This is a genomic window from Bacillus sp. Root920, from assembly GCF_001429445.1.
GTDB lineage: Bacteria > Bacillota > Bacilli > Bacillales > Bacillaceae > Bacillus > Bacillus safensis.
Genome location: NZ_LMJV01000009.1, coordinates 1 through 12844 on the forward strand (window position 1 = coordinate 1; position 12844 = coordinate 12844).

The following is a 12844-nucleotide window of genomic DNA, read 5'->3' on the forward strand; positions in this document are numbered from 1 at the left end:
ATAGAAAAAACACCTCCATGTTTTATTTCGGATCACAACGATCCGTTTTCAAACTTGAAGGTGTTTTTTATTTGTCTCATCTTATGGGGTCAGTCCCCCCACATGGGATAGATGGTTTTCTTTATTTATACACGTGCAGCCATATCGGTTTCGATTTGCTCTAAGCTTCTTCCCTTTGTCTCGACTAGCACAAATCGGGTGAATAACAGCCCGATTAAACAGATGACTCCAAATGAGGAAAAAATAACCCCAAAGCTGAATTTGTCTGCCAGAATAGGGAAAACGAGTCCAACTGCTAACGATCCGGTCCAGTTAAAGGCAGAAGAGATACCTGCTCCGATACCTCTGACAGAAAGCGGGAAAATTTCGCCGATGATGATCCAGGTAATCGGTGCCCACGAGAAGGCATAGCACAAAATAAAGCAGCAAAGTGAAATCAATGTTACCCAGTTTAAAATTCCTTCACTGACGCCAAGTGCCCCTAATGCTGCGGGAGCAAAGAAAGAAAGGGCCATGCCCGATCCTCCCACGGTGAGAATCGTCCGGCGGTCGAAGCGGTCAACAAATTGTAAAAAGATCACGGTCGTGACGACAAAAATGACACCGACAATAACTGTAAAACCTGCGGCGACCTGCGGCGCAAGGCCTACATTCCGAGCGATACTCGTTGCATAATAGACAATGGAGTTCGCGCCTTGAATTTGCTGAAGGGTTGCCATTCCAACCCCAATGAAAAGAGCCATTCTGAATTTCTTTTGAAACAATTCACGAATCCCCGAGCGTTCTTCTTTGGCGACTTCTAAAATTTCCTGCATTTCTGATTCGGTTTCTTCACGGGAAGAACGCAATGATCCTAATACTTCCCGTGCTTTATGAGCCATTCCGTGTTTAATCAAATATCTCGGAGATTCAGGAAGCTTCAGCATACCAATATAAAGCACGATCGCAAATAAAGCGGCACTTCCCAGCATCCAGCGCCAGCTGTCTGGGATGGGTTCAAACACAAACGCAACAATATAGCTGAGCAATAGACCAGTTACAATCATGAGCTGATTGAGTCCAGATAATTTCCCGCGGATTTTAGCAGGAGCGATTTCAGACATGTAAGCCGGAACCAATGATGAGGCTGTTCCTACTGCTGTCCCTAAAAAGATTCGAGCGATGGTGAGTGAAATCTCTTCTGGTGCGACAGCTGATCCGATCGCCCCGACAAAAAAGATCACGGATGAGACCAAAATGAGTTTTCTGCGGCCAAATTTATCCCCTAAGAGACCGCTTAAGATGGAGCCAATAATGGCCCCGCCCATTAATGAAGAGACAACGATTCCAAGCCATAATGGGCTGAGCTGAAATTCTTGCTGAATATGTCCTTCCGCCCCTGCAATAATACCAATATCATATCCAAATAAGATGCCTGCAAAGGACCCGAAAAAGAAGATAAATTTGCTTGACACTTTTTTCTCCAAGTGGATGACCCCCTCACTTAATTAACCGCTTTCATTTCACCCAGTGCTTCTACTGTAACCAGTAGAAGACCTTTCCCCCTTCTATAAAACCACATATTCTGCATTGACTAGCTTTGCAAAATGAACAATTTGATCAACCGTTAAATTGAGAGACACGACTGTATGGTGGCCTCCGCCTTCTTTAATCCATGCTTTGACGCCATCCTGAAAATTCGGTTTGATTTTCCACAATACACGCGCAACTGGTAAATGAGGTGCTGCTTCCTCTGGCTCAAAGGCTTCGACTTCTTGTATGAGCCATTTAAAATGTGTTCCAAAATCCGCTATAGAGACAACGACACCCTCGCCTGCTTTTCCATCAAACACAAGACGTGCTGGATCTTCCCGGTTTCCGATACCAAGTGGAGACACGACAATGACAGGTTTTGTATGAGCGAGCGCTGGATCAACTTCCAGCATATGAGATTGCAGCACTGCTTCCTCTCCAGACGTCATTTCATACGTGTAGTCCTCCATAAATCCAGTGGATTGATGATGACTCATCACTTTTAATAAGCGGTCCAGTGCGGCCGTTTTCCAATCACCTTCCCCCGCAAAGCCGTATCCCTTTGCCATCAGCCGCTGTACCGCAAGTCCAGGCAGCTGCTTCATCCCATGTAAGTCTTCAAAGTTTGTTGTAAAGGCATGATAGCCGCCTTCATCTAAGAAACGTTTGATGGCGATCTCATATCGCGCCTGCACCTTGACACTTTTCTCCCACTCTTCAACTGAATACGTTCCATAATTCACATCATATTGCGTTAAATACTCAGCAAATAATGCATCTACCTCTTCGTCTTCTACTGCATTTACATATTCGACGAGATCGCCTATTCCAAAGTAGTCAACGGTCCATCCTAATTGAATCTGCGCTTCGATTTTATCGCCTTCTGTCACAGCCACATGCCGCATGTTGTCACCAAACCGGGCTACTTTGATGTGAAAGCTCTCATGATAGGCAGCCGCAACGTCCATCCAATCAGCAATTTGCTGCTGCACTTCCGGCTTAGACCAATGACCGGTCACAATTTGGTTTTGTTTATTTAAACGTGCATTGATATAGCCATATTCTCTGTCTCCATGTGCGGATTGATGGAGATTCATATAGTCCATGTCGATCGTGTCCCACGGAATCTTTTCATAATATTGTGTAACAAGATGCAAAAGAGGCTTTTGCAAAAGACTGGTGCCGCGTATCCACATTTTTGCTGGAGAAAATGTATGCATCCACGTCATCACACCGACAACTTCATCGCGATAATTGACCTCTTTCATAAGCTTTGTGATTTGATCGGCACTGACAGCCAGTTCCTGTAAGATCACTGGATAAGGAAGTAAACCGCTCTCATTTAAAGCATCCGTCATCTTTTGTGCATCTGCTTTTACTTTTTGCAGTGCTTCATCACCATATAAATGCTGTGACCCAACGATAAACCAAAACTCTTTTTTCAGGCTTGTTAACATAGATATCCCTCGTTTCTTTATGTTGAAGGTTTTTGTCCGTAATACGCATGCTTTCCATGTTTTCTTAAGTAATGTTTATCTAAAATTCGCTGCGGCAATGGCTCCGCAAATTCGTTCAATTGCTTGGCAAAAAGATTCATTTTGGCGACTTCATCTAAAATCACACTGTTTGTGACCGCACTTTTTGCATCTTTCCCCCACGTAAATGGACCATGCCCTTGAAGCAATACACCCGGCACCGCCATCACATCTAGGTTTCTTTTCTCAAACGTTTCGATGATCAGCTTGCCCGTTTCTACCTCATAACCCCGATTGACTTCTTCTTCTGTTAGAAAACGAGCGCACGGAACGGCACCGTAAAATGTATCGGCATGTGTTGTGCCCATTGCTGGTAAATCAAGTCCTGCCTGCGCCCAAACGGTTGCCCACATGGAATGGCTATGTGAAATGCCGCCAATTTCCTCAAAGTGTTTGTAAAGAACTGCATGTGTAGCTGTATCTGACGAAGGACTCAATTCTCCTTCCACCACTTCACCATCAAAATTCACCACGACCATATCTTTTGCTGATAGTTGGTCATACGCTATGCCGCTCGGCTTAATCACAAACAAACCACTGTCACGATCACATGCACTGACATTACCCCATGTAAATTTCACAAGTCCGTATTTTGGCAAATCTAAATTTGCTTGATACACTTCTTCTTTTAAGCGATCTAGCATACCGTCGTCACTCCTTTCGTTGGCATGAGATGCGCTACCGCCGCTTCTTCAATCGCAAGCCCATTTTGATAGCGCTTTAAAAATTCGTTAAAGCCTTTGACATCGAGTGGATCGGGCTCCATGAGCTCTTCTGATGTATGGGCAAATACGCGATGGGTGAGAAATTCAGCCAATGTTTGCTGCTGATGATGGACCATATATGAAGCAAGGACAGCCATCCCAAACGCACCGCCTTCTCCCGCTGTTGAAACAACTGATACAGGTGTATTCAGCGCTGCGGCAACCATTTTTTGTCCAACGAGCGGTGTTTTAAATAATCCCCCATGCCCTAGTAATCGGTCAATCACTACATGTTCCTGTTCCTTTAATCGGTCCATGCCTATTTTCATAGCACCAAAAGCAGAGAACAAATGGGTGCGCATGAAATTAGCAAGGTTAAAGCGGCTTTCAGGAGACCTGACAAAAAGAGGTCTTCCTTCTGGCAGTCTCGTAATATTTTCACCAGAGTAATAGCCATAGCTTAAGAGTCCGCCGCCATCTCGATCTGCTTCTAAAGCTTGCTGCAATAACGATTCGTATAACCTTTCTGACTCCACTTGCAGGCCAAGTGCTTCAAATGCCTCTCTGAATATATTCATCCAAGCGTTTAGGTCACTTGTACAGTTATTCGCATGAACCATGGCAACTGGCAGTCCATCCGGCGTCGTAACCATATCCACTTCTGGATACACACCTTTTAGATCCTGCTCCAGCACAATCATGGCAAAAACCGACGTCCCAACAGAAATATTTCCGGTCCGTCTTTCTACACTGTTTGTCGCCACCATGCCCGTTCCAGCGTCACCTTCCGGCGGGCAAAATGGAATGCCTGGCTGCAAATGTTTTCCTTGATCCAAAATGGCTGCCCCTGCTGCCGATAACACGCCAGCCTCTTCCCCTGCCAAATAGACACGCGGCAGAAGGTGGCGAAGCTTCCACGGATAGCCTTTTTCTGCAATCAATGCTTCAAATTGCTGGAGCATTTCTTCATTGTAGTCCTTCGTTTGTTCATCAATCGGAAACATCCCTGACGCATCGCCAATACCAATGGCCTGCTTTCCGGTTAACAGCCAGTGAATATATCCTGACAAAGTGGTCATATATTCTAATCGGGATAGATGTTTTTCATCTTCTAATACCGCTTGATACAAATGGGCAATGCTCCATCTTTCTGGAATATGAAATTGAAATACGTCTGTCAGCTTTTGACTCGCCTCGATGGTCGTTGCATTCCGCCATGTTCGGAACGGAACGAGAACCTCTCCTGTATGATCACATGCCACATAGCCATGCATCATCGCTGATACCCCGATTGAGCCAATCGTTTGAATGGTCACACCATACTTTTGCTCGGCCTGTTCTTTCATCTCTCGATACGCCACTTGCAGACCTGTAATGATATCAATTAAGTTGTACGTCCATATTCCATCCTGGAGAAAACTTTCCCATTCATATGCACCTTGTGCAATTGGCTGAAATTCCTCATCTATTAAAATTGCTTTAATTCGTGTTGAACCAAATTCAATGCCTAAAGATGTCCGTCCTTCTTTCAAGGCTTTGGCCGTTTCTTTGTGATTCACTCTGCGTTCACCCCCATTTTTGATAGCGGTTTCAATTTTCTTTTTCTAGATTCATTGATTCTCTGGTACAATCACAATATAATATTTGTACGTACATATGTCAATTATAAATATAGTTGTACATACATAATGCGACAAAAACTTTCATTTTTTCTGAAGGGGTCATAACAGAAAAGGGAAGCGCCTGTTTTTGATCCGACAACCATGTTAAAATATGTCCATACAATTTCTTCTCAATCCGAGTAGATGATCAACTGAGAAAGAAGTGAAACGATGAAAAAGAAGTACCAGATCATTATTGATGATATAAAAAGCAAAATACTCACAGGGGATTATCGGATCGGGGAGCGTATTCCAACCGAATCAAGCCTGCAAGACATGTATCAAGTAAGCAGACATACAGTTCGAAAAGCCATCTTGGAATTGTCCAGCGAAGGATTTTTGCGCAGCGAAAAAGGTTCAGGCACATTTGTAACCAATCAATATCAAACAAAACCTGCGGGACATGCACATATGAAAACGATTGGGGTCATTACAACATACATATCTGATTACATTTTCCCTTCTATCATTCGAGGCATTGAAAGCCGATTAAACGAAGAGAACTATTCCTTGTTACTGGCAAGTACAAATAACGATGTTGAGCAGGAGAAAAAAGCGCTGGAAATGATGCTGTCGTTTGGGGTGGACGGACTTATTGTCGAGCCGACGAAAAGCAATTTATATAATCCAAACATTTCGTACTACTTATCCTTTAAAGAACAGGATGTACCGCTCATTATGATCAATGCCTATTATGAGCAGCTAGAGGTTCCTTTTCTTTGTTTAGATGATGTAAAATCCAGCTATTTAGCCACAAAAGAGCTGATCACCTCGGGTCATCAACAAATTGGACTTATTTCAAAAACAGATGATTTACAGGGAAAATATCGGATGAAGGGCTATATTCAAGCGCTAGGTGAAGCTAAGCTTAATTTCCTGCCTGAGCATGTGCTCTTTTTCGATACAGAATCGAAGCAGCATTTGGGGGAGCAAATTCACACATTCCTGATGGCGCACCAGCATGAGCTGACTGCCCTTGTTTGCTATAACGATGAGGTGGGTTTAGAAGTCGCCAATGTATGCAGCGAAATCGGGCTGTCCATTCCAGATGATCTCTCGATTATTGGACAGGATAATTCGTATATCGCCCAGAAAAATGCCCATGTGAAGCTGACAACACTGACCCATCCTCAGGAGCAAATGGGCCGTGATGCAGCAGACTGGATGATTAAAAAAGTACAAGGAAAAAAGAATCTCCCTGATCAAACGTTTTACGAGCCTGAATTGGTTCCAGGTGAAACGATCAAACGAATAAAATGAGCCCCTACTCCAAGTGGCTCATTTTATTTTAGATTCCAGCATAAGGCGTGAATGGGTCGGATCCCTGAAATGAAAGACATGGGTTTCCCCTCATCCTTAAACAATAAAAATCCCCATCTTATAAAAAGATAGGGAACATATCTATTACGCCTCTTCTTTAGGGGAAGGCACCGCACATACGCCATCTGCACATGCCGCTTCAAACGCATTGTCAGGAGCTTTCTCTGCTTGAGCTGCTTCCTCTTTCCAAGCTGTTTCAAGTGCACGCAGGAACGTATCGGCTGGCTGCGCACCTGCAACTGAATACTTGTCATTGATCAAGAAAAACGGAACAGCATTGATCCCAAGCTGTCTCGCTTCTTGTTCATCTTTTCGGACATGATCGGCAAATGCTTCGCTGCCCAAAACTTGCTGTACTTCCTTCTCATCAAGACCTGCTTTTTCTGCAATTTGTAAAAGGGTTTGACGATCACCAACATGCTTTCCATCTGTAAAATATGCGTGAAACAGCTCTCCCATAACGAAATCGCCTTTCCCCATTTGACCAGCATATTGCGCCAATCGATGGGCATCAAAGGTGTTGGTCAACACGAGCGGATCAAATTGAAAATCGATCCCTTTCTCTTTGCCGGCCTGCTTCACCTGCTCATTCATCGCCATGGCCTGGCTGCGGCTCATGCCATATTTTTTAACAAGCATATCATGAACGTCATGATCGACATCAACAGGTGCGTGGGGATCAAGCTCAAAACTTTTAAACTCTATCTCTACCTGATCCTTCTCTGGGAATTGTTCTAGCGCTGTTTCCAGCTGTTTTTTTCCTATATAACAAAAAGGACAGGCGATATCTGACCAAATTTGTACTTTCATGTTCATCTTCCTTCCGTGCTGCACTTTTTCTTTAACGATGTAACAATTATAGTTACATCAAATAGATGATGTCAAGATTCTGTTCTTGATAAATGAAAAAGCCTCTCCTTTTATGAAAGGAAAGGCTTTGAAAATACCTATTCTAAATTTGCATGGTGACCGTACATTGTATGTGTGTCGAGCTCTTTTATTTCCATTAACCTTAAAATGACCGCATCGTATGTCAGAAGAAGCGACTGCTCAAATAGTGAACCCATTGGCTGAATGGTATGATGGTTTCCATCCTGTTGATCCTTCGGTGCACCTGACAATAAGATGACTTCATCCGATAGATCAGCTAAAGGTGACTCAGCAGAAAGCGTGAACGCTGCCACTTTTCCGCCAATTGCTTTTGCCTTTTTTGCAAGGACCAGTAAAGACTCTGTACGGCCAGAGCCGCTCCCCACAATCAAAAGATCCTCTTCTGTAAAGGAAGGCGTATTCGTTTCTCCAATTACATATGCCTTGACGCCAATATGCGTAAGTCTCATCGCAAACGATTTTCCCATCAAGCCAGATCTGCCTGCACCTGTCACAAAGACTTTTTGTGCAGATAAAATACTTGTGACCAGGCGCTCTGCTTGTTCGTCTTGAATGGCAGACGAATGATTAGAAAGCTCATTTAAAATGGCTTTCACATAGTCGCTGGTTTTCATGATTGTGCGATCAGCTGCTTCATTTGTGCAGCCACTTCTGCTTTATTGTCCTGGCTTGCGATACCGCCGCCTACAATGATTAAATCAGGGTTTAATTTCACGACTTCAGGTAACGTATCAAGCTTAATTCCACCTGCAATCGCTGTTTTTGCCTGCTTGACAACTTGTTTAATCGTCATAAGATCAGCAAATGAGTTTTGACCAACCGCTTGCAGATCATAGCCTGTATGCACACAAATATAATCGACTCCAAGCGCATCGAGCTCTTTTGCACGGCCTGCGATATCTTTGATGCCAATCATATCAACTAGAATTTGTTTTCCTCTTGCTTTCGCTTCTTTCACCGCTCCTTGAATGGACATATCTTCTGCCGCTGCAAGAATGGTGACGATATCTGCTCCAGCTTCGGAGGCCTGCTGCACTTCATAGCCGGCAGCATCCATAATTTTTAGATCAGCGAGTACACGTAAATTCGGAAAAGCCTGCTTGACTTCTTTTACAGCACGAAGCCCTTCGTTAATCACAACAGGTGTCCCAATTTCGACCACATCAATGGATGCTTCTACTTCTTTGATCAGCTCAATCGCCTCTGGTATATTCACTAAATCTAATGCTAATTGTAATTTCATCAACTTTCACTCCCGTTTTTCATCTCATCTTCAAGAGCTCCGCGGATGATGCATCTTGAATGATGAAATGAGTATAACAACAGGAATGACGCAATGTAAGTACGCACTTTTTTTTTACATACTATACTTTTCCGCATATGGTTACAAAAAAGATACTGTCTTTTGGCCAGTATCTCAGGGTAAAGACAAAGGGCTACAATAAAGTTATTTTAGCCCTTTGTCTACAATCGGTCATCTTTCTATTTATCATCTTTTAAGAAATTGCTGTCGAGATATTGTTTTCCCCAATCATACATCGCCTCTAAAATCGGCATTAAGCTTTCTCCTAGTTCTGTGAGAGAATACTCAACCTTTGGCGGGACGACAGGATAAACCTCCCGGTGCACAATGTGATCTTCTTCTAATTCTCTTAGCTGATTGACAAGCATTCTTTGCGTAATCCCAGGCATTAACGACTTTAACTCACCAAAACGTTTTGTCCCTTCTCTGCCTAGATGCCATAAAATCAGCATTTTCCACTTACCGCCGATAATATTCAGCGTCAGCTCTTTTTCGCAGTTGAACACTTTATTTTCCATTCGTGATGACAACAACATACACTCCTTTAATTTCAAACCACTTTATCATTATACTGCGGCAAAAAGAATTGCCCGAGCATACGGTCTTCGTTATTGATTTTGTTTTTTGACAAAAGCCATCACAGCCTCTGTCATTTTTTGTGCTTCTTTTGGCGCTCTGTCTGATCCAAACCATTTGTTCAGGTCACTATGGCTTAGCGTATGAACCCGAAAAACAAACCGAGAGCCTTTATCATGATTTAGTTTTTCTGCAAATCGGTACACCTCAGGATTTTCCCAGCCCGTCACCAAATAGACAGGCGGTACATTCTTTTCATTCATATAAGTGACAGGTGATGCCTTTGTCCAGTTCTTCTCTTGTTTGCCAAAGACTTTTTTGTACGATGGGATGGCTTGTATAAATTGATTGAGGTTTAACGGCCCATCTAAAATCACGATGGAATTGATCGCTTTTGGCGACAGCCCCACACGTTTTAAGTAGGTCGAATCTGTGGCAACCAGCGCCGTCAAATGACCGCCCGCTGAGTGACCCATGACATTGATTTTTGATGAATCAATTTGATATTCATCCGCATGATCCTTCACCCATTTAATGGCGTTTGCTGTATCATCTGCCATCTGCTCGTAATTAGCATCAGGGTGAAGCCTGTAATTCATCGAAACAAACACATACCCTTGACCTGTAAAATAATCAGCCTTTGAAGCGACTCTATTCTTATCGCCGCCTGTCCAGCCTCCGCCATGGAGATAGATCATCACAGGATGCTTCTTCTTTTTGTCTTCATCTTTGCCCTTTGGCATATACATATCGAGTGTTTGCTGTTTATTTTGTGTGTCTGCATAATGGATATTGGTTGTCGGCTTAGGCTGGTTGAAACGGAACAAAAAGAATGCGCATACCAATAAACCAGCGATGACCGCCGCAAATAAGAGCCATTTCATGATTCGATTCAATGTCATTGCACCTTTCTGTGTTGGGATGGGGGAGCATGTTTAGGCATATGTTGGCAAACTATCACGATTCATTTGATATTACTTGTATGACTCGAACCGTTTCACAATAAAAAGAAAAATATTGTTCTTCAAAGTCTTCGACAAAGTAATTCAAATTTTCCCAGCCCTATCTAAAGCTGAATGTCCAAGAAAAGATAGTCATCGTTTGTTAACTCCAAATCTTTGATTTGAACAGAAGAGACATTGGTGAATTTTAGATGGATGTCTGCTTTATGGGTTGAAGATTCATATGGGATGTGCAGATGTATACAATTGATCAAGTCGTAATGTTCATTATACTCTTTAAAGTAGTGAAATTCATTGATTTGCTTTAGATGGTTGATATTGAAATCAGGGATTTGTTTTTGGATTTTTTCATCTAAAAACCATGTCATCGTTTGTCCTCCAAGAGGTTATTGTATAAGTGCAATGATTCGTTTTCTTGTTTCTTCATGGTACTGGATATAGGAATGTAATATAGGATACGATTCAAGGATGTGTTGAAACGATTTGATTTGAGGGTATTGCTCTTCAAATGACTGACGCAGCACGTTTAGCTGTTTTTTTGGAATTCGTTTATTATCGATCACATAACTTAAGCTGCCTGTCACAAGAGTGAAAAATTCATAAAAACCATCGGACCAGATACCAGTTTCCTCCTCAAAAGATAGGATCTCTTCAGGGTAATCTGAATGAAAACAATATTGATAGCGCTGCTTCAAATCATTGATTAATGCTGTTTTATCTTGGCTGATGTTCATGGCCTTATGCTCCTTTTATATATAGACATTACTGATAATCATTTCTTTGTCTATCATTAGTAATTGATACTTCCCAATTTAAACCACAAGTAACATTACGAATAATTTGATAGCAATTGACTGAAATATTCATTGAATGTTTTTTGATCCTTCAATAACAGTTCTAACCAATTTGCTAAAACGGGATGATCCAGTGGTTTCCATTCTTTTTCTAATAAAATATTTTGGGGACAATCTTTTTTTGATACCATACCTATTATACAAATTTCCAAATCTCTATCTGCTAGAATCGCCCACTGCAAAGAACGGGATAACCAAACCACTATGTTTGAGTTCGTAATTATATTATCCGCTATAGAACCTTTTGGGTGCGTCCATAGTGCATTTACATAATCCTCACCGGAAATATTCACACTCGCTTTCAGCCAATTGTAATAACCAAACTCCTTAAAATAATAATCAACTGGATCTGGCTTAAGGACTGCGGTCAAAAATTCTCTATCACTTGTTGAATTTAATAAATCCTTGATTGTAGGTAAAATATCATCACTTAATGCCCACTCAAACTCTTGAAACAAAAAACAATCAAAATTCTTACGGAAGACTTGTTGCGGCAGCCTTTTATTTTGTTCAAATACATGATCCACTAAATTCTGATAGAACCTGAATTCTTTTTCTGAACGAATAAATAAGTGCTCAGGCTGGTTCAAGCAAAAGCCCCCTTTCTACAACACTCAAGTGATTTCACTATTATTTTCCTAAAACTAAACCATATATCATCATCTTATCAAAATATCACCTTTTATATATAAAAAAAGCATCCTAAACGGATGCTTCAATCAAATGATATTTTTTCAAAATACGATAGGTGATTTCTTTTGCTTCTAGACCGGTACCTTCGATATTTGTGGCGAAGATGTAGGTTTTGTTTTCATGTTTGATGAAGCCTACGTACCAGCCGATGCCTGAGCCGGAGCCTGTTTTTCCGTATAGGGTGGCATGTTTCTCTTCTTCTTGTATCATCATTCGTTTGACGGTTCTCATGACAGATAGGTCAAATGGGAGACTTTCTTCATATAACCGTTTTAGAAAATGGACTTGTTCTACTGGAGAAATGCGCAACGTACTGCTTAACCAAAATTGATCGATTCCGCCAGATATGTCTTCATTCCCATAATGAATAGCTTTCACCCAATGATTCATGCGTTCTTCTCCGATGTCACGCGCCATGGCTTGATAGTACCAGACGACTGAATCTCTCATGCCAGAGCCCAGTGTATGATCCTTATTCCAGTTATCAATCTCTCTTTTTACTCCGTCCCAATATTTGATGTCATATTCATCTCTCACTGCGCCTGTTTGGAGTCCGATGAGGGCATTTGCCACTTTAAATGTCGATTGTGGTGCAAAGCGCTTGTTCGCTCTTTTTTTGTTATACACCCATGGCGATTTTTCTTTTACTTCTTGTATCACAAATGTGCCTTCCCGGTCTTTCATGAATTCATCTACTGACCACGCTGGTGTTGTTCCCTCACTTGATGAAGGCTGGCCGATACAAAGTGCCATCAGCATGAAGCCTGAAAACAGCCATTTCATATGCTTTTTCTTCAAAAAAACCGCTCCTTTTCCTATGATTTGTATCGATT

At 42.1% G+C, this 12844-nt stretch carries 14 protein-coding genes; 1 reads left to right on the forward strand and 13 read right to left on the reverse strand.

The features are described 5' to 3' along the window. Positions 1-125: 125 nt before the first annotated feature. From ASE42_RS15160 to ASE42_RS15175, 4 genes are all read right to left on the reverse strand, one after another. The gene (locus tag ASE42_RS15160; protein ID WP_056767877.1) at positions 126-1466 is read right to left on the reverse strand and encodes a sugar porter family MFS transporter; all 1341 of its coding nucleotides are present in this window, start codon (positions 1464-1466) and stop codon (positions 126-128) included. Positions 1467-1547: 81 nt separating this feature from the next. Next, positions 1548-2969 (reverse strand): L-arabinose isomerase, encoded by a 1422-nt coding sequence (araA, locus tag ASE42_RS15165; protein ID WP_056767882.1) that lies wholly within the window; start codon positions 2967-2969, stop codon positions 1548-1550. A 17-nt stretch (positions 2970-2986) separates the two neighbouring features. Further along, positions 2987-3691: an L-ribulose-5-phosphate 4-epimerase gene (locus tag ASE42_RS15170; protein WP_056767886.1), complete on the reverse strand. Its 705-nt coding sequence runs from the start codon at positions 3689-3691 to the stop codon at positions 2987-2989. After that, entirely contained in the window at positions 3685-5310 is a 1626-nt protein-coding gene (locus tag ASE42_RS15175; protein WP_056767889.1) for a xylulokinase, read from the reverse strand. The genes ASE42_RS15170 and ASE42_RS15175 overlap by 7 nt, the downstream gene beginning before the upstream one ends. A gap of 273 nt (positions 5311-5583) precedes the next feature. On the opposite strand from ASE42_RS15175, the gene ASE42_RS15180 reads away from it, so the two are divergent. After that, positions 5584-6672, forward strand: a complete 1089-nt coding sequence (locus ASE42_RS15180) for a GntR family transcriptional regulator (protein ID WP_024423077.1) — start codon at positions 5584-5586, stop codon at positions 6670-6672. Positions 6673-6816: 144 nt separating this feature from the next. Here ASE42_RS15180 and ASE42_RS15185 read toward each other — a convergent pair whose 3' ends face one another. From ASE42_RS15185 to blaBPU, 9 genes are all read right to left on the reverse strand, one after another. Next, on the reverse strand, positions 6817-7542 hold the full coding sequence (locus ASE42_RS15185; protein ID WP_056767893.1) for a DsbA family oxidoreductase: 726 nt from the start codon (positions 7540-7542) through the stop codon (positions 6817-6819). A 137-nt stretch (positions 7543-7679) separates the two neighbouring features. After that, on the reverse strand, positions 7680-8237 hold the full coding sequence (gene hxlB / locus ASE42_RS15190; RefSeq protein ID WP_056767896.1) for a 6-phospho-3-hexuloisomerase: 558 nt from the start codon (positions 8235-8237) through the stop codon (positions 7680-7682). Next, the gene (gene hxlA / locus ASE42_RS15195; protein ID WP_024423080.1) at positions 8234-8866 is read right to left on the reverse strand and encodes a 3-hexulose-6-phosphate synthase; all 633 of its coding nucleotides are present in this window, start codon (positions 8864-8866) and stop codon (positions 8234-8236) included. The genes hxlB and hxlA overlap by 4 nt, the downstream gene beginning before the upstream one ends. 239 nt (positions 8867-9105) lie before the next feature. Beyond that, a complete protein-coding gene (locus ASE42_RS15200) occupies positions 9106-9462 on the reverse strand; it encodes a winged helix-turn-helix transcriptional regulator (RefSeq protein ID WP_029708013.1) in 357 nt (118 codons plus the stop codon). 72 nt (positions 9463-9534) lie between these two features. Then, positions 9535-10404, reverse strand: a complete 870-nt coding sequence (locus ASE42_RS15205; RefSeq protein ID WP_056767899.1) for an alpha/beta hydrolase — start codon at positions 10402-10404, stop codon at positions 9535-9537. Between the two features lie 164 nt (positions 10405-10568). Next, positions 10569-10832 (reverse strand): hypothetical protein, encoded by a 264-nt coding sequence (locus ASE42_RS15210; protein WP_235566807.1) that lies wholly within the window; start codon positions 10830-10832, stop codon positions 10569-10571. Between the two features lie 18 nt (positions 10833-10850). Then, entirely contained in the window at positions 10851-11198 is a 348-nt protein-coding gene (locus tag ASE42_RS15215) for a YxiJ family protein (protein WP_056767903.1), read from the reverse strand. A gap of 95 nt (positions 11199-11293) precedes the next feature. Beyond that, positions 11294-11908 carry a hypothetical protein gene (locus ASE42_RS15220; protein ID WP_056767907.1) on the reverse strand — a complete coding sequence of 205 codons (615 nt, stop codon included), beginning with the start codon at positions 11906-11908 and terminating at the stop codon, positions 11294-11296. A 112-nt stretch (positions 11909-12020) separates the two neighbouring features. After that, the gene (blaBPU, locus tag ASE42_RS15225; RefSeq protein ID WP_056768091.1) at positions 12021-12809 is read right to left on the reverse strand and encodes a BPU family class D beta-lactamase; all 789 of its coding nucleotides are present in this window, start codon (positions 12807-12809) and stop codon (positions 12021-12023) included. Positions 12810-12844 lie beyond the last annotated feature (35 nt).